The 25,328-nt window shown below is 63.1% G+C and carries 22 protein-coding genes and 1 riboswitch; of the genes, 9 read left to right on the forward strand and 13 right to left on the reverse strand.

Features of this window, described 5'->3' with window-relative positions; all coding sequences use genetic code 11:
• Nucleotides 1-618 precede the first annotated feature (618 nt).
• The 7 genes from M3484_RS22295 (at nt 619) to M3484_RS22325 (ending at nt 9,919) form a co-directional block, all read left to right on the forward strand.
• Nucleotides 619-1,959 (forward strand): ammonium transporter family protein, encoded by a 1,341-nt coding sequence (locus tag M3484_RS22295; RefSeq protein ID WP_092895978.1) that lies wholly within the window; start codon nt 619-621, stop codon nt 1,957-1,959.
• Between the two features lie 237 nt (nt 1,960-2,196).
• Entirely contained in the window at nt 2,197-3,336 is a 1,140-nt protein-coding gene (locus M3484_RS22300) for an aminomethyl transferase family protein (RefSeq protein ID WP_092895976.1), read from the forward strand.
• A 208-nt stretch (nt 3,337-3,544) separates the two neighbouring features.
• Nucleotides 3,545-4,126 (forward strand): dimethylamine monooxygenase subunit DmmA family protein, encoded by a 582-nt coding sequence (locus M3484_RS22305; RefSeq protein WP_249499309.1) that lies wholly within the window; start codon nt 3,545-3,547, stop codon nt 4,124-4,126.
• Nucleotides 4,123-5,085, forward strand: coding sequence for a PDR/VanB family oxidoreductase (locus M3484_RS22310; protein WP_092895974.1), 963 nt, complete (start codon nt 4,123-4,125; stop codon nt 5,083-5,085). Before M3484_RS22305 ends, M3484_RS22310 begins: the two co-directional genes overlap by 4 nt.
• Before the next feature lie 10 nt (nt 5,086-5,095).
• Complete coding sequence (locus M3484_RS22315; protein WP_249499310.1) at nt 5,096-6,160, forward strand: heme-dependent oxidative N-demethylase family protein; 1,065 nt, start codon at nt 5,096-5,098, stop codon at nt 6,158-6,160.
• Between the two features lie 93 nt (nt 6,161-6,253).
• Nucleotides 6,254-8,668, forward strand: a complete 2,415-nt coding sequence (gene hrpB, locus M3484_RS22320) for an ATP-dependent helicase HrpB (RefSeq protein WP_249499311.1) — start codon at nt 6,254-6,256, stop codon at nt 8,666-8,668.
• A 63-nt stretch (nt 8,669-8,731) separates the two neighbouring features.
• Entirely contained in the window at nt 8,732-9,919 is a 1,188-nt protein-coding gene (locus tag M3484_RS22325) for an MFS transporter (RefSeq protein WP_249499312.1), read from the forward strand.
• Nucleotides 9,920-9,926: 7 nt separating this feature from the next.
• Here the strand turns inward: M3484_RS22325 and argF are convergent, their stop codons facing one another.
• Together argF and M3484_RS22335 are read right to left on the reverse strand one after the other, a co-directional pair.
• Nucleotides 9,927-10,853 (reverse strand): ornithine carbamoyltransferase, encoded by a 927-nt coding sequence (gene argF, locus M3484_RS22330; RefSeq protein WP_092895967.1) that lies wholly within the window; start codon nt 10,851-10,853, stop codon nt 9,927-9,929.
• A gap of 75 nt (nt 10,854-10,928) precedes the next feature.
• Nucleotides 10,929-12,104, reverse strand: coding sequence for an aspartate aminotransferase family protein (locus tag M3484_RS22335; protein ID WP_249499313.1), 1,176 nt, complete (start codon nt 12,102-12,104; stop codon nt 10,929-10,931).
• Nucleotides 12,105-12,431: 327 nt separating this feature from the next.
• On the opposite strand from M3484_RS22335, the gene M3484_RS22340 reads away from it, so the two are divergent.
• Complete coding sequence (locus M3484_RS22340; protein WP_249499314.1) at nt 12,432-13,079, forward strand: glutathione S-transferase family protein; 648 nt, start codon at nt 12,432-12,434, stop codon at nt 13,077-13,079.
• A gap of 102 nt (nt 13,080-13,181) precedes the next feature.
• Complete coding sequence (locus M3484_RS22345) at nt 13,182-13,799, forward strand: GcrA family cell cycle regulator (protein ID WP_092895961.1); 618 nt, start codon at nt 13,182-13,184, stop codon at nt 13,797-13,799.
• Between the two features lie 122 nt (nt 13,800-13,921).
• On the opposite strand, the gene M3484_RS22350 is transcribed toward M3484_RS22345, so the two are convergent.
• From M3484_RS22350 to miaB, 11 genes are all read right to left on the reverse strand, one after another.
• Complete coding sequence (locus tag M3484_RS22350) at nt 13,922-14,515, reverse strand: hypothetical protein (protein ID WP_249499315.1); 594 nt, start codon at nt 14,513-14,515, stop codon at nt 13,922-13,924.
• Between the two features lie 136 nt (nt 14,516-14,651).
• Entirely contained in the window at nt 14,652-15,998 is a 1,347-nt protein-coding gene (gene aroA, locus M3484_RS22355; RefSeq protein ID WP_249499316.1) for a 3-phosphoshikimate 1-carboxyvinyltransferase, read from the reverse strand.
• 176 nt (nt 15,999-16,174) lie between these two features.
• Nucleotides 16,175-16,888, reverse strand: a complete 714-nt coding sequence (gene trmB, locus M3484_RS22360; protein WP_249499317.1) for a tRNA (guanine(46)-N(7))-methyltransferase TrmB — start codon at nt 16,886-16,888, stop codon at nt 16,175-16,177.
• A 140-nt stretch (nt 16,889-17,028) separates the two neighbouring features.
• Nucleotides 17,029-18,195: a methionine adenosyltransferase gene (metK, locus tag M3484_RS22365; RefSeq protein WP_092895953.1), complete on the reverse strand. Its 1,167-nt coding sequence runs from the start codon at nt 18,193-18,195 to the stop codon at nt 17,029-17,031.
• An 8-nt stretch (nt 18,196-18,203) separates the two neighbouring features.
• A riboswitch (SAM-SAH riboswitch) is annotated at nt 18,204-18,253 on the reverse strand.
• 32 nt (nt 18,254-18,285) lie between these two features.
• The gene (lnt, locus tag M3484_RS22370; protein WP_249499318.1) at nt 18,286-19,809 is read right to left on the reverse strand and encodes an apolipoprotein N-acyltransferase; all 1,524 of its coding nucleotides are present in this window, start codon (nt 19,807-19,809) and stop codon (nt 18,286-18,288) included.
• 15 nt (nt 19,810-19,824) lie between these two features.
• Nucleotides 19,825-20,646, reverse strand: coding sequence for a CBS domain-containing protein (locus M3484_RS22375; RefSeq protein WP_249499319.1), 822 nt, complete (start codon nt 20,644-20,646; stop codon nt 19,825-19,827).
• Nucleotides 20,647-20,790: 144 nt separating this feature from the next.
• Complete coding sequence (gene ybeY / locus M3484_RS22380) at nt 20,791-21,294, reverse strand: rRNA maturation RNase YbeY (RefSeq protein ID WP_092895947.1); 504 nt, start codon at nt 21,292-21,294, stop codon at nt 20,791-20,793.
• A 194-nt stretch (nt 21,295-21,488) separates the two neighbouring features.
• The gene (locus tag M3484_RS22385; protein ID WP_249499320.1) at nt 21,489-22,493 is read right to left on the reverse strand and encodes a PhoH family protein; all 1,005 of its coding nucleotides are present in this window, start codon (nt 22,491-22,493) and stop codon (nt 21,489-21,491) included.
• 222 nt (nt 22,494-22,715) lie between these two features.
• A complete protein-coding gene (locus M3484_RS22390) occupies nt 22,716-23,096 on the reverse strand; it encodes a hypothetical protein (protein ID WP_143040418.1) in 381 nt (126 codons plus the stop codon).
• 12 nt (nt 23,097-23,108) lie between these two features.
• Nucleotides 23,109-23,660: an OmpA family protein gene (locus M3484_RS22395; RefSeq protein ID WP_249499321.1), complete on the reverse strand. Its 552-nt coding sequence runs from the start codon at nt 23,658-23,660 to the stop codon at nt 23,109-23,111.
• A 250-nt stretch (nt 23,661-23,910) separates the two neighbouring features.
• On the reverse strand, nt 23,911-25,287 hold the full coding sequence (miaB, locus tag M3484_RS22400; RefSeq protein WP_249499322.1) for a tRNA (N6-isopentenyl adenosine(37)-C2)-methylthiotransferase MiaB: 1,377 nt from the start codon (nt 25,285-25,287) through the stop codon (nt 23,911-23,913).
• Nucleotides 25,288-25,328: the final 41 nt, after the last annotated feature.

The raw sequence follows: 25,328 nt of genomic DNA on the forward strand, positions 1-25,328 counted from the left end.
AGGGGAATATTTTTACAAACAGGCAGCGATTCCCGGTTCGCTGCTGCGGTTCAGCCATTCGGGGCATCTGGTACAGCGCCCAACCTGGCCCTTTGGCACAGCCAGCCTGGTCGGCACGGTCGGACACAGAGCGCCGACGCCTGCTGCTCGCCCCGGAATCAGCAGAAAAACCTGATATCTTCGCCTCTCACATCCAGATTTTTCCACGCTCTATCAGTCTGTTAAACGGGGTCCGACCGGAGCAGTCTTCCCTATGGGAATAGTTTTTTCCTGGATGGTTGATTTTCATTTCGCTTGCTCGCAATGTAGCCCTGCACACCAGACCAGATCGGCAATCGGTATGATCTGGCGCGGCAAGTGGTCTGCCCTCTGGTCCATTGGAACGGTACTTTTCTCGGTTGGCGCTTTTCTGCTGCGGGAAATTCAGCCCTCACAGCATGAAAGAAAGCCGGGAAGACCGGCAGCAAGGACCGGCGGGCAGGCGGAATAATCCGGCGCTTCCGGGACGCAGCCCTGCTGCGCGCGGAACTCCAAAAGACCGGAACGGCCGGCGACATGCCGGAAAGACCAGAAACCGGCCCCATGAGAGGAGCCGGACCCACAACAGGGAGTGCGTATATGGAAGAAACTGCCACGTTCTTCGCGGAACAGGTAAACCTCAGCCAGCTCGTCCAGAACCTCGTCTATGCGTCTGGTACGGTGGGGGCGCTGATGGTTGTCGCCGGGCTTTTAATGATCGATGCCGGCACAACGCGAAGCGCTAATCTCTACAACTCCACCATCGAGAAAATGGTGGGGTTTTTTATTGGATTCGCGACCTATTTCGCGGTCGGCTTCGGCTTCTGGGCCGGGCAATATTACATCATGGGCGGCGCCACGATGATGGATTCGCTGAAGGACTGGTGGTTCTTCGGTACGTTGTCGAATGCCCATGCGCAAAATGTCGATCCCGCCGTCTGGCCGGGGCTGAACACATTCCAGATCTTCATCTTCTTCCTCGCCACCTTTGCGGGGATCGTGAACGTGCTGCTGCATTTCGCGGTGTCCGAGCGGATGAAGGCCTCGGCCTTTTACATCACCTGCGTGGTGGCAACGGTCGTTTCCTCGATCCTGAGCTGGGTGGTCTGGGGTTCGGTCGGGCCGCTGACCAATGCCGGCTTCCATGACTTCTTCGGGATCGGCTTCGTCTATATCTTCCCGACGGGGATCGCGATGGTGCTGGTGCCGCAGCTTGGAAAGCGCCCCGGCATGTTCGCGCCCCATCCCAAGGTGCCCTCTTACCAGGCGCCGTCGATCGGCCTCGCGGCAACCGGCATCATCACCATTTTCTCGGGCCTCCCGATGGTGATTCTTTCCTGCCTGTTCTTTGTCGACCCGGAAGCCCGCGCGATTTCGGTCACCATGGCCGATACCTCGCTGGGGATTGCCTTCAACAACTATGCGCTGGCCTGGGCCGGCGGCGCCATCACCGGCGCAGCAATCTCGTATAAGACGAAGAACTACATCTACCTCCTGTTCGGACCGCTCGGCGGCTATGTCGCGGGTGCGCCCGGATTTGACGTCTGGCTGCCCTGGCAGATGTTCCTCGTGGCGCTTGGCGCACCGCTGACCTGCTGGCTGGTCTATGATTTCACCTCCAAGCGTGAAATCGACGAGCACAAGCTGTTCCCCCTCTTCATCGGCTGCGGCTTCTACGGCCTCGTGATGATTGGCCTCTTCAAGGCCGGCACGCCGCGCGGCGGGTATTGGGGCATCACCGAAGGGCCCTTTGCCTATCAGCATGGCCATATCAGCCTGCTGATGCAGCTTGCGGGCTTTGCGCTGTGCCTTGGCGTCGGCATCATCACCGGGCTGATCCTGTCGGTGGTGCTTAAGGCAACGACCGGGCTGCGTGTGCCCGAAGAGGAGCAGGCCGAAGGGCTCGACAAGCTTCGCTGGGGGCTCGACAACGGCAAATAAGCCGGGCCTTCGCGTCCCTGACTGCAAGCCGGCGGGAGATCCTTCCGCCGGCTTTGCCATGTCGCATCCAGGCGTCGCACAAGGATCGGGCAGCTCCGCGCGCCGCGCCCGGAGACAGAATGAGGAACAGGAAAATGTTCTCTGTCAGGAAACCTTTTTTAACATGAATGTTGCTTTTCCGATCCCGACCTTTCAGAATGAGTCGCAACATTCATTAAGAAAACGACGGGAGGAATCATGACCAATTCCTGGAGATTCTCTGCACTCGGTGATCGCCACCGCGCGCTCGGCTCGGATATGGAAGACTGGAGCGGGATGGGCACGGCCTGGTCCTACAAGGTCGGTGACGCAGATGCCGAATATATGGCCATCCGTACCAAAGCCGGCCTGATGGACGTTTCGGGCCTGAAAAAGGTCTATCTGAACGGACCGGCCGCCAGCCACGTGATCGAACGCGCCACCACGCGCAACGTTGAAAAGATCATGCCGGGCCGCTCGTCCTACGCGACCATGCTGTCGGATGGTGGCAAATTTGTCGATGACTGCGTGATCTACCGCACCGGGCCGAACAATTTCATGGTCGTCCATGGCACCGGCAACGGCCATGAGCAGCTGGCCATGTACACCACCGGCCGCGATGTCGATATCCGCTTTGACGACAACCTGCATGACCTGTCGCTGCAGGGCCCGCTGGCCGTTGACTACCTGCAAAAGCACGTGCCCGGCATCCGGGACCTGAACTATTTCAGCCATATGCAGACCTCACTTTTCGGCAAGCCCGTCATGATCTCGCGCACCGGCTATACCGGCGAGCGCGGCTATGAGATCTTCGTGCGTGGCCAGGATGCCGGCATGGTCTGGGACCGTATCCTGGAAGAAGGCGCCGATATGGGCATCATGCCCTGCCGCTTCACCACGCTCGATATGCTGCGGGTCGAAAGCTACCTGCTGTTCTACCCGTTCGACACGTCGGAGAATAACCCCTTTGACAACGAGCCGGGCGGCGACACACTGTGGGAGCTTGGCCTCGATTTCACCGTCTCGCCGGGCAAGATCGGCTTCCGCGGCGCGGAAGAACATTACCGCCTGAAGGGCAAAGAGCGCTTCAAGATCTGGGGCCTGAAGCTTGAGGGCAACAAAGTCCCGGGCAATGGCGCGCCCGTGTTCAAAGACGGCAAGAAAGTGGGTGTCGTGACCCAGGCGATGCATTCGCCGCTGAACAACTGGACCGTCGCAATTGCGCGACTGCCGGTTGAATATGCCAATAACGACACCAAACTTGTGGTGAATTGCGAGACCCATGGCGAGATCGCGGCGACCAGCCATTCGATGCCGTTCTACGACGTCGAGAAAAAGCGCCGCACCGTCAAAGGCTGATACCGTCAAAGGCTGATCAGGTTCAGCCCTGTCTGTTCCCCTCCCCGCCGCGCATCTTTGTGGCGGGGAGGTCATCACCCTCCAGGGAGGAAGGCCCGCAAGAGGCTTTGGGGTGAGGAAGAGACATGAAGCCGATGCGCCGGCCCTCGCGGGTGCATCATGCCAGAGCGAAAGAAGAAGAATGTCGCAAACGCAAGCAGATGACATCATGAGATCCCGGCCGCTCTATGGCCGCCTTGTTCCACGGCAGGGTTCCTCGCATTTCATTGTGGCCGATGGCGAAGGGGGCGAGGCTGTGGCTGCGCTTCTGACGGCCGCGCCGGATCTGAAATCCACGACCCATATCGTCTATATTCCCGGCACCAATGGCACCGATCTGACCACGATGGTCTCGGGGCTTGGCGCGCAGGTTTTCCACCCCGCGCCCAGCTATGCCTCTGCCTCGCAACGCATCCGCAAGGTGCTGGGCGATGCGCATATGGGGTTGCAGCTTTACGCCGCCGGCACCGAGGGGCTGATCGGCCAGGTGCAGCGCGACGCGATTGCCGCCGGCCTGCCGCATGATGCGCTCCAGACCGAGCAGCGCGGCTCACTCGCGCGGCGTGTGCAATGCGTCCATTGCAAAGGCATCACCGAAAACGTGACGCTTGACCCGTTTGTCTGCTCGCATTGCGGGCTCAACCTCTTCGTGCGCGACCATTATTCGCGCCGCCTCGCTGCCTTCCAGGGTGTCTGTATCGACGCCGAAGATCCCGGCGAAGTGCCCGCCTCTGAGGAGCGTTTCAAATGAGCGGCTCGACCAGATTGCCCGTGATCGTGACCGAAGTGGTCGAGGTCAACAGCCTGATCAAACGCTTCCGTTTCGTGCGCGAAGATGGCGGGCTGATGCCGGGTTTCTCGGGCGGCGCCCATACCGTCGTCGAGATGGATGACAATGGCACCCGCCGCCTGAACGCCTATTCGCTGATGTCCGACCCGTCGGACAGCTCGGGCTATGAGATTTCTGTGCGCCGCGACGAGACCGGGCGCGGCGGATCTTTGTTCATGCATTCCGGCGTGAAGCCCGGCATGAAGATGGTGATCTCGCAGCCGGTGAACCTCTTCGGGCTGGACCTGCGCGCGAAGAAACATCTGCTGATCGCAGGCGGTATCGGCATCACCCCCTTCATCGCGCAGATGGCACAGCTGGACACGCTCGGCCATAAGTTCGAGCTGCATTACGCCATGCGTGACCGCGAGCTGGGCGCCTATATGAAAGAGCTCTCCGCCCGTTACGGCGACCGGGTTCATCCCTATTACGACCTGGAAAAACAGGCGATCGACCTCGCGACCCTGTTGAAAACGCAACCCCTTGGCACGCATCTTTATGTCTGCGGCCCCAAGGGGATGATCGGCTGGGTGCTTTCGACCGCTGAAAAGATGGGCTGGCCGAAAGGCGCGCTCCATTCCGAAGAATTCCTCGCGCCCCCGGTGGGCGAGGCGTTTAAGGTCGAGCTGTCAAAGTCAAATATCACCGTCAATGTCGGCCCGACCCAGTCGATGCTGGAGGCGCTGGAAGCCGCAGGCGTCGATGCCCCCTATCTCTGCCGTGGCGGTGCCTGTGGCCAATGCGAATGCAAGGTCAACGCCGTCGAAGGCGAGATCCTGAATTATGATCACTGGCTTTCCGACGAACAGAAAGCCGCGAAATCCCATATCATGCCCTGCGTCTCGCGTTTCAAAGGCGAGCGCCTGGTGATCGAACTCTGAGGAGGATGCGATGAGCCTTGATAATGCGTTCAAAGACCCGTTCTTCCGCGACGAGAGCTTTTTCGGCGATTACACCTATCGCAACTCGCCCCATGCGGTGAACCGTTTCCCCTTCCCCTTCCCCGAAGACGACTACATGTATTCGGTGAATATGGAGCCCCATGTCGCGGGCCGCCCCGGCTCGATCTTTGAACATTACTTTGACGTGGACGAGCATTACGTCTCGGAAATGCGTGACCGCGCCCGGGTGCTGGAACAGGACCCGCTGCGCTGCCAGTCGCTGCCACATATGACGCTGGCGGGCTGGGATCTCCTTGAACTGATCATGGAGAAATTCTCGGAGGAATACCCCCAGTGGTTCTCGCTGACGAAAGACGGGAACAAGTGGCACTGGATCAACCGCCCGCTGGGGATCGACCAGAAGTTCACCTTCCTGGACGAATCGACTCTGCCGATGGGCCCGTTTGAATATATCACCCGCCAGGCCCAGGGCGATTTCACGCTTCAGGATCAGCGCGACGACAATCTCTGGATCGAAGCCGGCATGGTGACCAGCCAGGCCGACTGGAGCCTCGATTTCGATATCGGGATGAATTTCCACGAATGGCATGCGCCGGTGCCGCTGGCACATCAGATGGGGATCTTTGACCGGGCGCTGAAATTCCTGCTCGCGCTTCAGTATGGTGCGCCGGTGCGGCGGTTCAACTGGACGATGACCGTCGATCCGCTTCTGGATACCAGCCCCGAAAATTACCACAAATGGGGCCCGTCAAAGACCACCATGACGCCCGAGACCATCGGCAAGCGCCAGCATCTGCGGGTGGAATTGCAGACGCTGATCCGGCTGCCGCGCTCGAATGCGATTGTTTTCCCGATCCGCTGCTACCTGATCAGCCTGGATGATCTGGTCACCAAGCCGAAATGGGCGCGGCGTTTCCACCGGGTGATCAAAACCGTGCCCGATGAGCTGGCGACCTATAAGGGCTTCATCCGCAACAAGCCGATGATCCTCGACTATCTGGCGAAATATGATGATGGCGCGCCGACCTCGCCCGGCTGGTGGCCAGAAGACTGACCCTGAGACTGACCCGGAGACGAGAATGACCCCGCGCCGCCCCTCCCCCGGGCGGCGCTGGCTTATCCGCACCGGGCTTGCCATATAGCAGGCATGGAACAGCTGCCCGTCACCGAGATTCTGCCTGACCTGCGTGCGGCGCTGGCCCGCGCGGGGCGGGCCGTTCTGCAGGCCCCGCCCGGCGCCGGCAAGACCACGCTGGTGCCGCTCGACCTGCTGAAATCAGGGCTGTTCGCGCAAAAAATCCTGATGCTGGAACCGCGCCGCCTTGCCGCCCGCGCCAGTGCCGAGCGTATGGCGGAAACCCTTGGCGAAAAGATCGGCGAAACAGTCGGCTACCGCATCCGGGGCGAGGCGAAGGTCTCGGGCGTTACCCGGATCGAGGTGGTGACCGAGGGCATTCTGACCCGGATGATCCAGTCTGACCCCGAACTGCCGGGGATCTCCTGCATCATCTTTGATGAATTCCACGAACGCTCGCTCCATGCTGATTTCGGCCTTGCGCTGGCGCTCGAGGTCCGCGCGGCCTTGCGCCCCGATCTGGCGCTGCTGGTCATGTCTGCGACACTCGATGCCGCACCGGTCGCGGCCCTGATGAATGACGCCCCGATGATCACGGCAGAGGGCCGCGCCTATCCTGTCGAGACCCGCTGGCTGCCCCGCCCGGTTGATGCCTCGATGCGGTTTGATGCCGCCATGGCCGGGCTGATTGCCCAGGCGCTGGAAGAAACCACCGAAGGGGGCCTGCTGGCCTTCCTGCCCGGCGAAGGCGAGATCCGGCGCGTCGAGGCGCGGTTGAAAGACATCCCCGGGATCGCACTGCGCCCGCTGTTTGGCGCAATGGATTTTCAGGCGCAGCGCGCAGCACTGGCACCGGTCGAAGGTCTCAGGCGTGTGGTGCTGGCGACCTCGATTGCGGAAACCTCGCTGACTTTGCCCGACATCCGCGTGGTGGTCGATGGTGGCCGTGCGCGCCGCGCGCGGTTCGACCCGGCTTCGGGCATGTCGCGGCTGGTGACCGAGCGGGTCACCCGCGCCGAGGCAGAACAGCGCCGGGGCCGCGCCGGCCGGGTTGCGGCTGGCATCTGCTACCGGCTCTGGACCAAAGGCGAGGAAGGCGGGCTTCTGGCTTTCCCGCCGCCCGAGATCGCCTCGGCCGACCTGACTGCGCTCGCGCTCGAACTGGCGGAATGGGGGTCGGACGATCTGCCTTTCCTCACGCCGCCGCATCCCGCGACCCTGCGCGAGGCGCGCGATCTTCTGACCACGCTGGGCGCGCTCGACGGCTCAGGCTCGATCACCGGTCACGGGCGCCGGCTCTCGCGCCTGCCGCTGCATCCCCGCCTTGGCCATATGCTGATGATCGCCGGGCCAGATGCCGCCCGCCTGGCGGCGCTGGCGGAAGAACGCGACCCGATGCGCGGTGCCGGGCCGGATCTGATGCTGCGCCTCAAAGCCATTGAACGCCCGCCCGAAACCGCCAGCCGCGCGGTGATCGAACGTATCCGCCAGGAGGCGAAACGCCTCGCGCGCGCGGTGCCGGAGGGCGCGCGCGCCGGGCTTTCGGTCGCGCAATGGGCGGCACTCGCCTGGCCTGACCGTATCGGGCTCCGGCGTAAAGGTGACGCACCGCGCTACCTTCTGGCCAATGGCAAGGGTGCGGTGGTCGCGACCGGCACCGCGCTGGCCAAAGAACCGCTGATCATTGCAACCGACCTCGATGGCGATCTGCGCGAGGCCACGCTGCGCCTTGGGCTGGCCATCAGCGAAGAGGAGCTGCGCGAGATCCATGGCGCGGCGATCACCTGGTCCGACGAGGTGATCTGGAACAGCCGTGAAAACCGCGTCCAGGCGCTGAAACGTGAACGCTTTGGCGCGCTGGTGCTGGCCGAGCGCCCCTGGCCTGACGCACCCGCCGCAGCGCTCGCCCGCGCGGCTCTGGACGGTCTTCGCGAAAACGGGATCTTCTGGTCGCCCGCCGCCGCGCGGCTGCGCGCCCGTATCCGCCTGACCCGTAACGCGGACTGGCCAGAGGTCAGTGACGAAGCACTGCTGGCCAGCGCCGAAGACTGGCTCCTGCCGCATCTGACCCGCGCCCGCAGCCTGTCTGACCTGAAGGCCCTGGATCTGATCGAGCCCCTGAAAGCCCATATCGGCTGGGACCACATGGCAGAGGTGAACCGCCTTGCCCCCGCCCATTTCACCACGCCTCTGGGGCGCGAGGTGCCGATCGATTATGACGGCGACCACCCCGCAATCGAGGTCCGTCTGCAGGAAATGTTCGGCGTCACCCGCCATCCGGTGGTCGGCCAGAACCGGCTGCCTTTGCGCATCACGCTTCTGTCGCCGGCGCGCCGTCCGGTGCAGGTGACACTGGATCTGCCGGGTTTCTGGGCCTCGTCTTATGCCGATGTCAGAAAGGATATGCGCGGGCAATATCCGAAACATCCCTGGCCAGAAGACCCGCGTGAGGCAGAGCCGACCCTGCGCGCCAAACCCCGCAGCTGATCCCCCTTCCCGCCGCCATTAGCCCAGGATAGGGATGCTGGCGCTAACGGAGGAACGACAGCCATGAGCCTCACCATGACCCGCCAGGAAGCGACACGTGCCCGCTGGGCGCTGGCCGCGATGTTTGCCGGCGGCGGTATGCTGGTGGGCGCCTGGGCGCCCCAGATTCCGCTTTTGCTGCCAAAGCACGGCATCGACAAGGCGGTGCTCGGCTTGCTGATCCTGGGGCTTGGGGTGGGGGCTATGCTTGCGATGCTGGTTGCGGGCAAGGCGATCCAGAAATATGGCACGCTGCCTTTGCTCCGCCTCGCGGCGCTGGCCCAGGCGCCGGTGCTGCCCCTGGTGGTTTACGCGCCCTCGCTGCCGCTGCTTGCGCTGGCGATGGTGCTCTTTGGCCTGATGATGGGCTTTCTCGATGTGCTCGCAAATTCCAATGCGGTCGAGATCGAACGGCGGCTCGGGCGGGCTGTGATGTCATCGCTGCACGGGTTCTGGAGCCTTGGCGGCTTTATCGCGGGTACTGTCGGGGCATGGATCATCTCGAAAACCTCGGCTGAGACCCAGTCCCTGGTGGCTGCGGGGGCGATTGCCGCGCTGGTATTGATTGCGATGCCCTATCTCCGCGGTGCTCCGCCCGAGGGGGTGCCCCAGCCGGGGACTGCTGCGGCAGTGAAGGACAGTTTCCTGCCGAAAGATCCAGGCATCTGGATCCTTGGCGTGATGGCGCTGATGGCCTTTGTACCGGAAGGATCAATCCTGGACTGGGGCGCGCTTTACCTTGGCGAAGCCTTTGGCGCCGATGAGTTCACTGCGGGCCTTGGATTCGCGTTTTTCGCGGCGAGCATGGCGATCACCCGCTTTCTTGGTGACCGGCTCAGGAATATTTTTGGCGGCGTGCGGATCTTCTTTTTCTCAGCTCTGATTGCCGGGATCGGGATGGCGCTGGCTGCCGCCGCGCCCGGGTCCTGGATTGCGATCTTCGGCTTTGCCATTTCCGGGCTGGGCTGTGCCAATCTGGTGCCGGTGATCTTTTCTGCCGCCGGCAATTACCCCGGCCAGCGCGCGGGCGCGGCTTTGTCGGTGGTGACGATGGTGGGCTATGCGGGCATTCTGATGGCGCCGGCCTCGATCGGCTGGCTGGCCGAGCATTTCGGCCATCGCGTCACCTTCGGCGGCCTCGCAGTGATGATCTTCGGGCTTGCGGCGCTGGCCGGACGAACCGCCAGCGCCGATGATCGCCAGGTGGTGTGAGACAGTCTCAGACCCCGAGGCACCAGCGCATCACGGCCTTCTGCGCATGCAGGCGGTTCTCGGCCTCGTCGAAGATCACCGAATGCGGACCGTCCATCACGGCGCTGGTCGCCTCGTCATTGCGGTGTGCCGGCAGGCAATGCATGAAGAGCGCATCGGGTTTGGCGCGGCTCATCAGCTGTTCATTGACCTGATAGGGGCGCAGCTGATTATGGCGGCGTTCGCGCGCGGATTCCGGGTCATGCATTGAAACCCAGGTGTCGGTGACCACCAGATCGGCACCCTCAATCGCGGTGAAGGGATCGCGCTGGATGGTGACTTTTGAGCCTTTCGAGCGCGCGAAATCCAGCCATTTTCCTTCGGGGTCAAGCGTTTCCGGCCCGGTGAAGGTGAAGTCAAATCCAAACTGCCCGGCCGCATGCAGAAAGCTTGCGCAGACATTGTTGCCGTCTCCGGCCCAGACCACCTTGCGGCCCCTGATCGGCCCGCGATGTTCTTCATAGGTCTGGATATCGGCCATGATCTGGCAGGGATGGGTGCGGTTTGTCAGCCCGTTGATCACCGGCACCGTGGCATGTTCGGCCATCTCGAGAAGCGTGTCTTCCTCGAAGGTACGGATCATGATCAGGTCGACATAGCGCGAGAGCACTTTGGCGGTATCGGCAATGGTCTCGCCATGGCCGAGCTGCATTTCCTTGCCGGAAAGCACCATGGTCTCGGCCCCGAGCTGACGGGCGCCGACATCGAAGGAGACGCGGGTACGGGTCGAGGGCTTTTCAAAGATCAGCGCGACCATGCGGCCTTTCAGCGGCTGGTCATCATCAGGCGTGCCTTTCGGGCGATCCTTGCGGGCGGCCTTCATCGCATGGGCCTTGTCCATCATCGCCCGGAGATCATCGGTCGAAGTGGTGTGGATATCGAGGAAATGTTTCATTTCGGTTCGCTTTTTGACAGGTCGGGCAGCGGGGGCCAGCCCCCGCACCCCCGGGATATTTAAGGACAGATGAAATCAGGCGGCCTTCAGGCTGGTCGCCACCTGGTCGAGGCGGGCAAGCGCCTCGGTGATGTCTGCATCGGGAATATTGAGGGCCGGGAGGAGGCGCAGAACGTTGTCAGCGGCGGCGACGGTCAGGAGACCGGCCCGGTAGCCTGCAGTGACCACATCGCCCGGCGCCGGGACGCATTTCAGCCCGAGCATCAGGCCTTCACCACGGACTTCGGTGAAAATATCCGCATGGCGCGCGACGAGGGATTCGAGCCCCTGGCGCAGCAGCGCCGATTTGCGCGACACCTCTGCGAGGAAAGCCGGGTCAGAGATGATTTCGGTGAGTTTTGCGCCCACGGCACAGGCGAGCGGGTTGCCGCCATAGGTTGAGCCATGTGTGCCTGCGGTCATGCCTTTGGCGGCGCGCTCGGATGCGAGCACCGCGCCGAGCGGGAAGCCGCCGCCGATGCCTTTGGCGACCATCATGATATCAGGTGTGACGCCCTTCCATTCATGCGCGAAAAGACGTCCGGTGCGGCCCATACCGCATTGTACTTCATCGAGGATCAGAAGCGTGCCGGTCTTGTCGCAAAGCGCCCGGATCTCCTGCAAAAGCGCGTCGGGCACCGGGCGGATGCCGCCTTCGCCCTGGATCGGCTCGATGATCACGGCACAGGTCTTGTCGGTGATGGCGGCGCGGATCGCGTCTGCATCATTCCAGGCAAGCTGCTGGAAGCCCTCCATCAGCGGACCATAGCCCTTGACCATCTTTTCCGAGCCGGCAAGCGCGATGGCACCGGTGGAGCGGCCGTGAAAGGCGCCTTCAAAAGCGATGAAGCCGGTCCGCTCCGGCTGGCCATTCTCGTAATGGAATTTCCGCGCCATTTTGATCGCAAGCTCGGCAGCTTCCGTCCCGGAATTGGTGAAGAAAACGGTGTCGGCAAAGGTTTTGTCGACCAGCAGCTCTGCCAGCTTTTCCTGTTCCGGGATCGTATAGACATTCGAGACATGCCAGAGCCGCCCCGCCTGTTCGGTCAGCGCGGCCACCAGTTCCGGCGCGGCATGGCCAAGCGCATTCACCGCGATCCCGGCGCCGAGGTCCAGATATCGGCGGCCGTCGCTCGCCTCCAGCCAGCTGCCCTCGCCCTTTACGAAGGACAAAGGCGCGCGGTTATAGGTGGGAAGCACGGGCGTGATCATGGATTTTCCCTCAGGAATGGAAGCCAAAGGCGTAAAGCCGGGGCAATGGGGGTGTCAACATGCGGATTCTATTCCTGCGTGGTGACGGGTCGCTGACAGACAGAGCTCTGTCGGGATATGCGGGGGATTGCCCTGAGTGACCGGCGGGCAAGCCGGGACCAACGCCTCAGCGGCGTCGCGAATGAATAAGCTGTTTCGCATTCATGGTCATGCGCATCTGATAAAACGACGATGGCGCTTTGTAAACGGGAATGCGGGGGATCTGCGGTCAGGATTTTGTGCGGCGGGGCTTTTGCGCGGCAGGCCGGGCCATGCGAGGATCTGCGGATGCGTGATCCCCTGATTCTGCCCCTGATCCTGACCGGCTGGCGCCACAGCATCCACACTGCCATCGTGCGGCTGACCCTCGCTGAAAAAGGCGTGGCAGCGCGTTTCGTCGAGGTTGACCCGTTCCGGGCGCCTGATGCGGCGGGGCTTTCCCCCTTTGGCATGGTGCCAGTGCTGCGCCAGGGTGAGTTCACGCTTTATGAGACCGGGGCAATCTGCCGCTGGATTGACGAGGGTTTTGAGGGCCCGGCGCTGCAGCCCGGGGATCCGAAGGCGCGGGCGCGGATGGTTCAGGCCATCGCCATCATGGATGCGCATGGTTTTCGCCCGATGCTGCGCGACCATTACGGGGCGGGGGTCTTTGCGCTGGCCGAGGGCGAGCCGCCGGATCCGGCGCGGGTTTCGGTCGGGCTGCGCGCGGCGATGTCGGTTCTGGCCGCGCTGGACGGGATCGCGGCTGAGGGCCTGGTGCTCTCCGGTCCGCTGACCCTTGCCGATCTGCATCTGGCAGCGATGTTTGCAGGTTTTACCCGCAGCCCGGACGGAGCGGCAGCGGTGGCTGCCTTTCCGGCCTTGCACAACTGGTGGCAACGCCAGGTAAAACGCCCGCATGTCGCCACCTGTCTCGGCCCTTTGCCGGACCATTAATCCTGACCTGCGATCAGGAACGGGATTTGATTCGCTATCCCCTTGCGGCCCCCTGCCCCCTCCCCTTATTATGCAGCGGTTATCAGACAGGCGGAGAGGCATATGTCCTGGACGGACGAGCGGGTTGAAACCCTCAAGCGCATGTGGGGCGAGGGTCAGTCGGCCAGCCAGATCGCCAAGGAACTTGGCGGCGTCACCCGCAATGCAGTCATCGGCAAGGTCCACCGGCTGGGCCTTTCGAACCGCGTAGGCGGCAAGGATGACGAAGAGGCCGCGCCGGCTCCGGCAGCAGCGGCCCCGCCGCCACGCCCGGAACCCGTCGCCGAGGCAGCCCCGGCTCAGCCGGCGCCGCCGCGTGAAGAGCCCGCACCGGCTGCACCGCGCGCTGCACCTGCGCCGTCGGCGGCTCCGGTGTCGAATGTCACGCCGCTGCCGCTCCGCAAGGCCATCGTGCCCGCAGGTCAGCCGCTGCCGCCGCAGCCCTCGCTCAACGAAATCAGCCCCGAGGCGCTGGCTTCGGTGCGTGAAGTCGAAAAGCGTGCCCGCAAGCTGTCGCTGATGGAACTGACCGAACGCACCTGCAAATGGCCGATCGGCGACCCGGCAACCGATGATTTCTGGTTCTGCGGCCTGCCCTCGCTGCCCGGCAAACCCTATTGCGAGGCCCATGTCGGCGTCGCTTTCCAGCCGATGAGCGCCCGCCGCGACCGCCGTCGCTGATGCCTTCGGACGTATTCGCCCGGGCCCCGGAATGACAAAAGCCCGCAGGAGAAATCCTGCGGGCTTTTTGCGGTACCCGCCCTGCTGAGACTGAGCGGGCCAGAAGATCAGAAGGCCGAAGGTCAGAAGGCCGGGTTGAGCTTTGTCTCGAACGCCCCGGTGATATCGCGGCAAAGCGCGGCATCCGGCTCTTCCTGGTCCCAGTCTGTGACCGAACAGACCCTGCCGCTGAAGCTGCCGCTGATCGCCCCGGCCTGCCCGTCAAAGGCGTAGCGGGTGACCGTGACCTCCGGCGGGCTGGCCAGAAGGCTGGCAAAAAAGGGCGGCTGCTGCCCGGCCGGATACCAGGTGATTTCAGGCTTCAGCACCGGCTCGGCGCCTTCGCCCGGCCAGCCGAAGGCGAGGTGGAAGAACGGCCCGCTGCCATCCGGCTCCTGTCCGCCCGAAACGGCCACAATCGTTTCATTGCCGGTCAGCGCGCCATCTGCAACCGAAGCTGTGCCGACCCTGACCGTGTCGAACAGGAAGCTGACCGTCATGAATTCATGGCTTTCGCCATCGCTTTCCAGCCTGATCCAGCCATCGACCTGCTGGCCGGTGACTTCCTCCATCTCCTCCCCCTCTTCCTGTGCCAAAGCCGGGCTCGCAGAAAAGACCGCAGGAATGGCCGCAGAGAGGATCACGGAAAGAAGGGCGGCAGAACAGACAAAGCGCATGGCGCGGATCCCCGGAGAGAGGTGAAAACTGCGGGTAAACTGGCGGCGCAGGGTCGGGATGTAAAGCCGTGATCCGGATATGGAAAACCCGCCTCTGGCACAGCCGGGGCGGGTTCGGGTCTGTTCCCGGACCAGATCAGCCGCGGCGGATCGCCGCGCCGAGCCCGTTCATCAGCGTCTCGAAGACCGGGAAAGAGGTCACAATCGGCGAGCCGTCATCAACCGTGATCTCGCGCTTCGCGGCCATGCCGGCGACGAGGAAGCTCATGGCGATGCGGTGATCAAGATGGGTCTTGCAGGTGGCGCCGCCCGGCATTCCGCCCGCGCCCATGCCGTGGACGATCAGCACGTCTTCCTCTTCCTCGATCTTCACGCCACAGGCCTCAAGGCCGCGCGCCATGGCGTCGATCCGGTCGGATTCCTTGACGCGGAGCTCTTTGACACCGCGCATGGTGGTGACGCCTTCGGCAAAAGACGCCACGACCGAGAGGATCGGATATTCGTCGATCATCGAAGGTGCGCGATCCTCCGGCACTTCGATGCCCCTGAGATCGGGCGAGAAGCGCACGCGCAGATCTGCCACCGGCTCGCCGCCCTCTTCTCGCGGGTTCTCAAAGTCGATCAGGGCGCCCATCTCGACCAGGGTCAGGTAAAGCCCGTTGCGGGTGAGGTTCTGGCTGACGCCCGGCACGCGGATATCCGAGCCCTCGGTGATCAGCGCGGCGCAGACCGGGAAAGCAGCCGAAGACGGGTCACGCGGCACAGCCACAATCTGCGGGCGCAGTTCGGGGCGACCCTTCAGCGTGATGACATGGCCTTCCGAGGTTTTTTCAACGGTCAGATCGGCGCCGAATCCCAGCAACATACGCTCGGAATGATCGCGGGTCGGTTCGCGCTCGATCACGACGGTCTCGCCCGGCGCATTCAGACCGGCGAGCAGCACGGCAGATTTGACCTGGGCCGAGGCGACCGGAAGCGTATAGCGCACCGGAACCGGATCGGCGGCGCCGACCACGGTCATCGGCAGACGACCGCCCTTACGCCCGTAAGCTTCGGTTCCAAACAGCGACAAAGGGTCGGTCACCCGCCCCATCGGCCGTTTCCGCAGGCTCGCATCCCCGGTGAAGGTAGCCGAGATCGGCGTCGTCGCCATGGTCCCCATGATCAGCCGCACGCCGGTGCCGGAATTGCCGCAATCGATCACATCGGCAGGTTCCTGAAAGCCACCGACGCCAACGCCGTTCACCGACCAGATCCCCTCGCCATGGCGGGTCACGGTCGCGCCGAAAGCGCGCATCGCTTTCGCGGTATCGATCACATCCTCACCTTCCAGGAGGCCGGTGATCTTCGTTTCTCCGACAGCCATAGCCCCGAAGATAAGCGAGCGATGCGAGATCGACTTGTCGCCAGGCACCGATGCCACGCCTTTCAGCGGCCCGCTTTTGGCGGAAATCATCACCTGTGCGTCACCATGGCCAGACATATTTCTCTCCCGTCCCGCAAATGCCCCTGCCTGATAGCGCAAGCAGAAGAGGGGGTCCAGCATCGCAGCGGCATGAGAGACGGAAAGCGCAGATGCCTCCGTCGGGTGCCTTTGGATCAGGAGGAAATACGGGCTTACGTTTGACGGAAATACGCCCCGCGAAGCGTTCCGCGGTTTCAGTCCCGCCGGAAGGTCAGGTAATGCGGGAAACGCCCCTCACGAAAGGCCTTCTGCTCGTACCGGGTTGAGATCCAGTCTTCCCATGCGCCGCCGTCGCCGGCTTCACGCTCCAGCCGGAACCCGGCCTCGGGCACTTCCTCATGCGCCTGACGGACATAATCGGGGATATCGGTCGCGATGCGGAATTCGGTCGCGGGCGCCATTACGCGGTGAAGCGCGCGCAGATAGCCCTGCGTCACAAAGCGGCGGCGATGGTGGCGGGCTTTCGGCCAGGGGTCGGGGTAGTTGAGGAAGGTCTTGCCGATCACCCCATCCGGGAGCACGTCAAAAAGGTCACGCACATCGCCCGGATGGATCGAAAGATTCGTCACCCCGGCGGCGCGGATCTTACCGATCAGCATCGCCACCCCGTTCACAAAGGGTTCGCAGCCGATCAGGTGGATCTGCGGGTTCAGCGCCGCCATATGCACCAGATGTTCGCCACCGCCAAAGCCAACCTCCAGCCAGAGCGGCAGGCCACCGAATTGCGTCAGATCCAGCGGCGCACGGCCCGGGTTTTCGTCACGGGTGACGCCCCTCAGCCGCAGCGTCTCGAGATCATTGGCGAGATAGTCTTTCTGGCTCGCCCTGAGGGTCTTGCCTTTTGAGCGGCCGTAGAAATTGCGGCGGGGCTCGGCGGGGAGCTGTTCCGGAGCAACGGGATCGGACATCGGGCGGGCCTCTGGCGGGGTGCGGTCAGGGCGCGCGTCTAAGCGCCGCGCGGCACCGGGTCAAGCACAGGCCGGCCGGGAAGCATGAAAAAGGGCGCCGCTATGGGCGCCCTTTTTAGAATTTGGCAGGCAGACCGGCCTCAGACCGCTGCTTTGAGGGCAGCGACGAGATCGTCGCGCTCCCAGGAGAAACCGCCATCCGCTTCCGGCGCGCGGCCGAAATGGCCATAGGCCGAGGTGCGGGCATAGATCGGGCGGTTCAGACCCAGATGGGTGCGGATGCCACGCGGCGTCAGATCCAGCACTTTCGGGATCGCAAGCTCGATCACGCTGTCAGGAACCGCGCCGGTGCCATGGGTATCGACATAGATCGACTGCGGCTCGGCCACGCCGATGGCATAGGAGACCTGCACGGTGCAGCGATCCGCAAGGCCGGCTGCGACGATGTTTTTCGCGAGGTAACGCGCGGCATAGGCGGCCGAGCGGTCAACCTTTGTCGGATCCTTGCCCGAAAACGCACCGCCACCATGGGGGGCAGCCCCGCCATAGGTGTCGACGATGATCTTGCGCCCCGTCAGACCCGCATCGCCATCCGGACCGCCGATCACGAAAGATCCGGTCGGGTTGACATGCCAGACGGTCTTTTCAGTGATCCAGCCCGAAGGCAGCACTTCGCGGATATAGGGCTCCACGATGGCGCGGATATCATCCGAGCTTTGCGCGATGTCGGAATGCTGGGTCGAGAGCACGATCGAGGTGGCCTCGACGGGTTTGCCATCCTCGTAGCGCAGCGAAAGCTGCGATTTCGCATCCGGGCGCAGGGTCGGCTCGGCGCCGGATTTGCGCACTTCCGCGAGGCGGCGCAGGATCGCATGGCTGTACTGGATCGGCGCCGGCATCAGCTCGGGCGTTTCGCGGCAGGCATAGCCGAACATGATTCCCTGGTCGCCTGCCCCGTCCTTATCAACGCCCTGCGCGATATGGGCCGATTGTGCATGCAGCAGATTGGTCACTTTCAGCGTGTTCCAATGGAACTCGTCCTGCTCGTAGCCGATATCTTTCACACAGTCGCGCACGATGGTCTCGACGCGCTCCAACATGGAGGTCAGCGCGCCCTTGTCGGTCAGACCGACCTCGCCGCCCACGACCACGCAATTCGTCGTGGCGAAGGTTTCACAGGCGACGCGGGCATTGGCTTCCTCAGTCAGGAATGCGTCAAGCACGGCGTCGGAGACGCGGTCGCAAACCTTATCGGGATGCCCCTCCGACACGGATTCGGAGGTGAAGACATAGTTCTTGCGGCTCATTGGGGAAGTGCTCCGTTGGAAAGGACCGCGTCACGCCAGGAAGCCGTTGTGACGGTGTGTCATTGCGCTTAGCGCTCACGGGGCCAACAATCAAGCGCCAGCTCGGCCCACGGCCCGGCGGCGGGCCGACAGAACCCGCACCAAAAGGCCAGATAGCAGGAAGATCAGCAACGGCGCCTCGCCGACACTGCGCAGCATCCGCGCATAGGGCGGCGGCGCCATCGGGCCGGGAAGCTGCGCATCGATCACGCCCTGCAGCCCGAGGCCAAGACGCGCCGGCTGGCCTTCGCGGTCTGTCGCGACAAAGCCCCGCGCATCGACCACGGCCGAGATCCCGGTATTGGCAGCACGGATCAGCGGCAGCCCCTGCTCAATCGCGCGAAGCCGGGTCTGGGCGAAATGCTGATACGGCCCGGTCAGGGTGCCGAACCAGGCGTCATTGGTGGCCTGCAAGATCCAGTCGGGGCGCTCATCCGTGACCAGATCGCCGGGAAAGATCGCCTCATAACAGATCAGCGGCAGCGCCCGCCCCCCCGTGGCGCCAAAATCCAGCAGATTGCGTGCGAGCCCCGCCGAATAGCCCGCCCCGGCCTGGCTTGCAAAAGCGCGGATGCCGAAACGATCATAAAGCAGATCCCCCATCGGCATATATTCCCCGAACGGCACCAGATGGATCTTGTCAAAAGTCTGTGAGATGCGCCCGCCCGGACCAAAAACGCCCAGCGTGTTCCAGGCCGCGGCACCTTCGTCGCGCTGATACCCGGCGACGACCAGCGCATCGCCTCCTGCCTGTGCGATCGACAGCGCAGCGCCATCGCCCTCTGTCACCAGATAGGGCACCGAGGTCTCGGGCCAGATCACCAGATCTGCCCGGGCGCCGGCGGTCATCGACAAAAGCCGCGTGAAATTGCTGCGCGCCTCTTCGGGATCCCATTTCAGGTTCTGCGCGATATTGGGCTGCACGATGCGCAGGACTGTGTCACGCGGCGCGGGCTCGGGCAGGGAAAGCCGGTAGCCCGACCAGCCGACGCCGAGCGCGAGAATTGCAGTGGAAACCGCCCCTCCGCGCCGCCAGCCATAAGAGAATGGTGCGGCCAGCGCGATCAGCGTGAGCGCCGTCATGCCATAGCCGCCCATAAGCGCGCCCATCTGCACCAGCGCGGTATCGAGCCAGATATGGCCGGGTAAAGACCAGGGAAAGCCGGTCAAGACGAAACCACGCGCCAGTTCCGTCAGCGAAAGCGCAAGCGCGAAGGCCATCGCCCCCCCGCCGGCACGCCGCGCGATCAGCCCGGCAAGGCCCCAGAACAGCCCCAGCCCGAAGGCGATCAGCAAAAGCGCGAAAGGCGCCATCCAGCCATGCCGCCAGGGATCAACGAAAAACGGCTGCACGATCCAGTTGAGCGAAAGCCCGAACCAGCCGGCCCCGGCAAAAAGCCCGCGCCAGAAGGCCTCGCGCCCGGTCTTTGCCGCGCCCACCCGCCTGAGGATCAGCGCCAGCGCCACCAGCGCCACCGGCCAGAGGCCAAAAGGCGAAAGGCCCAGCGCCGCCACGGCACCGATGACAAAATCACGCAGCCTCTGATGCCAGAGGCGATTGCGCTGAGGCTGCATGAGACCTGTCCCCGTTCAGTTTCCCGCCGGGATGACCGCCGCCTGCGGCAGCCGCAGCCGCAGCCGCTTGATCCGGCGCACATCGGCATCGATCACTTCAATCGTGGCGCCGTTTTCCAGCACCACCATCTCGCCCCTCACCGGCACATGGCCGGTGCGCAGGAACACCAGCCCGCCCAGAGTGTCGATATCATCATCTTCCGCGAGGCCCCGCAGCCGGATGCCATAAGCGGCCTCCAGATCTTCGAGCTCCGCCGTGGATTGCGCGAGGATCACCCCCGGGCTTTCCTCTTTCCACAAAAGCCCGGCGACCTCGTCATGCTCATCCTCGACCTCGCCGATCACGGCTTCGATCAGATCCTCAAAGGTCGCCAGCCCATCGACGCCGCCATATTCGTCGATCACCAGCGCCATATGTGCGCGTTCCTTTTGCATCTTCTGCAAAAGCACCGCCGCCGGCATCGAGGGCGGAGCGAAGAGGATCGGCCGCAACAGGTCTTTCAGGGTGAAAGCCTCAGATGCGCCGAAGCCGAAACGCAGCGCCACATCCTTCAGAAGCACAAGCCCCAGCGGGTGATCAAGGCTTTCCTCATAGACCGGCAGGCGCGAAAATCCATGGCTGCGGAAGACACGGACCAGATCTTCAAGCCCGGTATCAAGCGCAACCGCCACGATCTCGGCCTTGGGGATAGCCACATCATCGACGCTGACCTCGGCCAGCAGGGCAAAGGCCTGCTCGCCCTGGGTCAGCGCGGCCCCCTCGGCATCTGTGCCCGAGAAAGCCGAGATCAGGCGACCGAAAAAGCCCCTGGGACCACTTTGCCCGCCACCAGGCATTCCTGCCGGCGTATTCCCCTGTCCCGCATTATCCTGCGGGACCGTTGTTCCCGCTAATGACGCCGCATCCTGCGCCGTAACCGGCCCGTCGCTGCTACTGCCCATTGTCCCTTTGTCCAGAGCCACCCGTTATGTGGGTGCGTTTCAATATGGGTCAGGAATGCCCAGGCCCGCAAGTATCCGCGTTTCGAGATTTTCCATCACCGCGGCATCTGCGTCATCAATGTGATCATAGCCCAGAAGATGCAAAATCCCGTGAACCATCAGATGGGCGACATGTTCCCGTGGCGCCTTCTCCTGTTCTGCGGCCTCCCGCATACAGGTCTCATAAGCGATGGCGATATCACCAAGCTCTTCGGGATCCTCGGCATCACCCGGCTCCGGCAGGTCGGGAATACCGCCGGCCTCCTCCGCCGCGCGCTCCTCCGAGGGCCAGGACAGCACATTGGTCGGCACCGGCTTGCCACGAAATTCGGTATTGAGCGCGGCGATCCTTTGGTCATCGCAGGCGAGCAGCGAGATCAGGAAGCCGGTCGGGGAAAGGCCAAGCTGCGCAAAAACTGCGGCCGCAGCTGTTTCGGCGAGGCCTTCCAACCCGAATTCCTGCCAGCGCGGATCTTCAAAAACGGTATCTACGATCTGTTCCATAGAACCCGCGCTATCGCGCTGTTTTGCACATGACAAGAGAGGAAAGAGAGGGGGCCAGCCCCCTCGCGGCACTGCCGCTCATCCCCGGGATATTTAAGGACAGATGGAAGGGGCAGTGTTTTCATCTGTCCTTAAATATCCCCGCCGGAGGCATTCCCGGAGCCATGGCTCCGGGAAAGTCTTATATGTCGCGATCAGACCGATGCTTCGTCTTTCTCCCAGGCCTCAATGATACGGGCGACCAGCGGGTGGCGTACGACATCGGCCGAGTTGAAATAGTTGAAGCTGACGCCCCTGACCCCTTTCAGGATCCGCTCCGCCTCGGCAAGACCCGAGGTCACGCCGCGTGGCAGATCGACCTGGGTGCGGTCCCCCGTGACCACCATGCGCGAGCCCTCGCCAAGCCGGGTCAGGAACATCTTCATCTGCATTGCGGTGGCGTTCTGCGCCTCGTCCAGCACGACGAAAGCATTGGACAGGGTGCGCCCGCGCATGAAGGCCAGTGGCGCGATTTCGATGCGTTTCTCGGCGAAGAGCTTCTCGACCTGGCGCGCCGGCAGGAAATCATTCAGCGCGTCATAGAGCGGCTGCATATAGGGATCGACCTTCTCCTTCATATCGCCGGGAAGGAAGCCGAGCCGCTCGCCGGCCTCGACCGCGGGGCGCGAGAGCACGATCTTTTCAACCGCACCGGAGATGAACATTGTCACCCCGACCGCGACCGCGAGATAGGTTTTACCCGTGCCTGCCGGCCCGATGCCAAAGCCCAGCTCATGTTTGAACAGGTTCGCCACATAGGCCTTCTGCGCCTCGGTGCGGGGCTCGATCGGCTTTTTGCGGGTACGCAGCTCCATCCCGGGGGAAAAGAGTTCGATCTGTTCGCCGTCGCGCGGCGGCGCCGGGATCGACAGGCGCAGCGCACCATCAACATCGCCGGCTTCAACGCTGCGGCCGGCTTCGAGCCGGGCATAGAGCGCGCGCAGCACGGCTGCGGCCTGCTCTCGTGCTGCCGGAGCGCCGACCACCGTCAGGCGGTTGCCGCGCCTGAGCACATGGACCCCCAGCTGATGCTCGACCTGGGCCAGATTGCGGTCGTATTCGCCGCAAAGCCCGATCAGGAGCCGGTTATCGGGAAATTCCAGGACGGTTTCCACCATATCCTCGGGGCTGGTCGGGGGGGTCAGCGCGCTGATGCCCAAATGGGCCTCCTTCCTGCAAGAGCCTTAATCATGATGCTGCGCCTGAACGCGGCATCTGGCAAGACCTTTCATTGCCACCACCAGATCTTGCGGATGAAGATCAGAATTTGATGACAACCTCTACAATATGGGACGTCATGCGCCGGAGGGAAGGCCCCGGATGTGAAAACGGGCCGCAGGTTCCCCTGCAGCCCGTTGAAGTCAGCGATCTGACTGTGCAGTTCAGTTCGTGCGGCGCACAACCACGGTCTTGCGGCCCGGGCCAGAGACACGGTCCCGGATCCCCGGATTGGCCGACTGATAATCGCCCAGCACGGTGCCCGGGGGATATTTGTCATTGCAGATCGGCAGGCCCGAAACCGGGTCGAAACGCGGCGTCGAATAGCCTTCAAGACCATCATCGATGATCCAGTTCTGGCAGCCATCCGGATCATAGGCGATGGCGGCGCGGCCATTTTGCAAAACGCCGCGGTCGCGGCCCTTGTCCACACCGGTCGCGATCACCGAATCCGGGCCATAATAGGCCCGGGTGCCTTCAAAACTCTCGGCACAGCCGGCCACCAGGCCAGCCCCGAGCAGCACAGTCACAAGTTTCATGCTCATGCTCATGCCCCCTTACCAGCGATAGCAGACGATTTCGACACGACGATTCTTCGCCATGCCGGCAGCGGTCGAGTTGGTGGCGATCGGATTGCGCTCGCCGAAACCGATCTCGCGCTCAACCGAGGCGCCGACCGAACGGGCCACATCCGCCACCGCCTTCGCGCGGCGCTGCGAGAGGCTCATATTATATTCATCCGAGGCGCGGCTGTCGGTATGGCCGTAGATCGCGTAGCCAAACGCATCGGTTGACGTGAAGAAATTCGCCAGCCTTTGCCGCCCGGCTTTGGTGAGCTTCGCACTGTCGGTCGCGAAAAGCTGATCAGTGTTCTCGTTCAGGCAAAGGTTCTTTTTCAGGCAGACTGGCTTGCCGGTTTTCGGATCGCGTCGCGGCACCATATAGCCTTCGAGACCGCCATCGGCCCACCAGTGCATACAGCCGTCATCATCGACCCAGACACCCCATTCGATCTGGCCGGTGACCACGGTGCGATCAATCGTGCTTTGCGACAGGGCAGCACTGCCCCCGGAAATCGCAATTGCCAGCGCGGTCGCCCCCAGGCTCATTCGAGCGCCCATCTTCCGCGCGGCGCGTGAAAGCATATTCACAGCCAGCCCCCTGTTCTCTTGTGCAGCACCTGCAGATTTGCCCCCCGCTCACGCGCAAGTAAAGGAGAATTTACCGTAACCAATTCATTTATGTAGACTTCAACTTTAAGTTGCACACAAGATGATGTGGTTCCCGTGCCTGATCTCCCAGGCCCGAAAGCAATGCTGTCCGGCCCGGATCACTGGCGCATTCCCGGCACAGGGGGGATCAGAAAAGCCGTTCCGCCGCAAGGGAGTTAGAGGACGCAGCTGTCACACGCGCCCGGACGAGGTCGCCGATTCGGCCCTCCGGATCGGTGACATGCACCGCCATCAGATGATCTGATTTGCCAACCATCTGCCCCGGGAGACGGCCGGGTTTCTCATAGAGCACAGAAATCTCGCGCCCGACCATCGCCGCCTGGGCCGCGTGCTGCTGATCCAGGATCAGCCTTTGCAGCGCCTGAAGCCTGGCATCCGCCACCGCCGCCTCAACGCCGGGCTTTTCCGCCGCAGGCGTGCCGGGACGCGCGGAATATTTGAACGAAAACGCCGCGCCATAGCCGACCCGCGCCACCAGATCCATCGTATCGGCGAAATCCTGGTCGGTCTCGCCCGGGAAGCCCACGATGAAATCCGAGGTCATCAGAATATCGGGCCGCGCCGCGCGGATCCGGTCGATCAGGCCGAAATACTGCTCGCGCGTATGCTTGCGGTTCATCGCTTTCAGGATGCGGTCGGACCCGGATTGCACCGGCAGATGCAGATAAGGCATCAGCTGTGGCACATCACCATGGGCGGCGATCAGATCGTCGTCCATGTCATTGGGGTGGCTGGTCGTATAGCGGATGCGGTCCAGCCCGTTGATCTCTGCCAGCTCGCGGATCAGCCGGGCAAGGGTCCAGTCTTTCCCCTCCCCTTCGCCGTGATAGCCGTTGACGTTCTGACCCAGCAGCGTGATCTCGCGTACGCCGCGGGAGACCAGCTCGCGCGCCTCGCGCATCAGCCGCGCGGCAGGGCGCGAGACCTCGGCACCCCTTGTATAGGGCACCACGCAAAAGGCGCAGAATTTGTCGCAGCCTTCCTGCACGGTCAGAAATGCCGTCGGGCCGCGGTAGCCCTTCCGTTGCGGCAGATGTTCGAACTTATCCTCGACCGGGAAATCGGTATCGATCTGGGCGCCGCCCGCCTCGACCATCGCGGGCAGCCGATGATAGGCCTGCGGGCCGACCACGATATCCACCAGCGGCATGCGGCGGCGGATCTCAGCGCCCTCGGCCTGGGCAACACAGCCCGCCACCCCGATCTTGAGGTCCGGCTTTTCCCGTTTCAGCGGCTTCAGCCGGCCAAGATCGGAATAAAGTTTTTCCGATGCCTTTTCGCGGATGTGACAGGTGTTCAGCAGCACCATATCGGCGTCATCCGCCTTATCCGTCAGCACATAGCCCTTCGCGCCCATGGCTTCGGCCATGCGCTCGCTGTCATAGACATTCATCTGACAGCCGTAAGTCTTGATGAAAAGCTTCTTTACCGCATCCGCATCACTGCCCTTTGCAAGGCCGGCATTGCTTTCTGCGACATCTGTCAGGCTTTCGGGGTTCGACATGGCGTGCCTCCTGGAGCGCGCTTTTACACGCGCGGGCCGCC

This window comes from Pseudomonas sp. GX19020 (genome assembly GCF_023371075.1).
Lineage (GTDB): Bacteria > Pseudomonadota > Alphaproteobacteria > Rhodobacterales > Rhodobacteraceae > Pseudogemmobacter.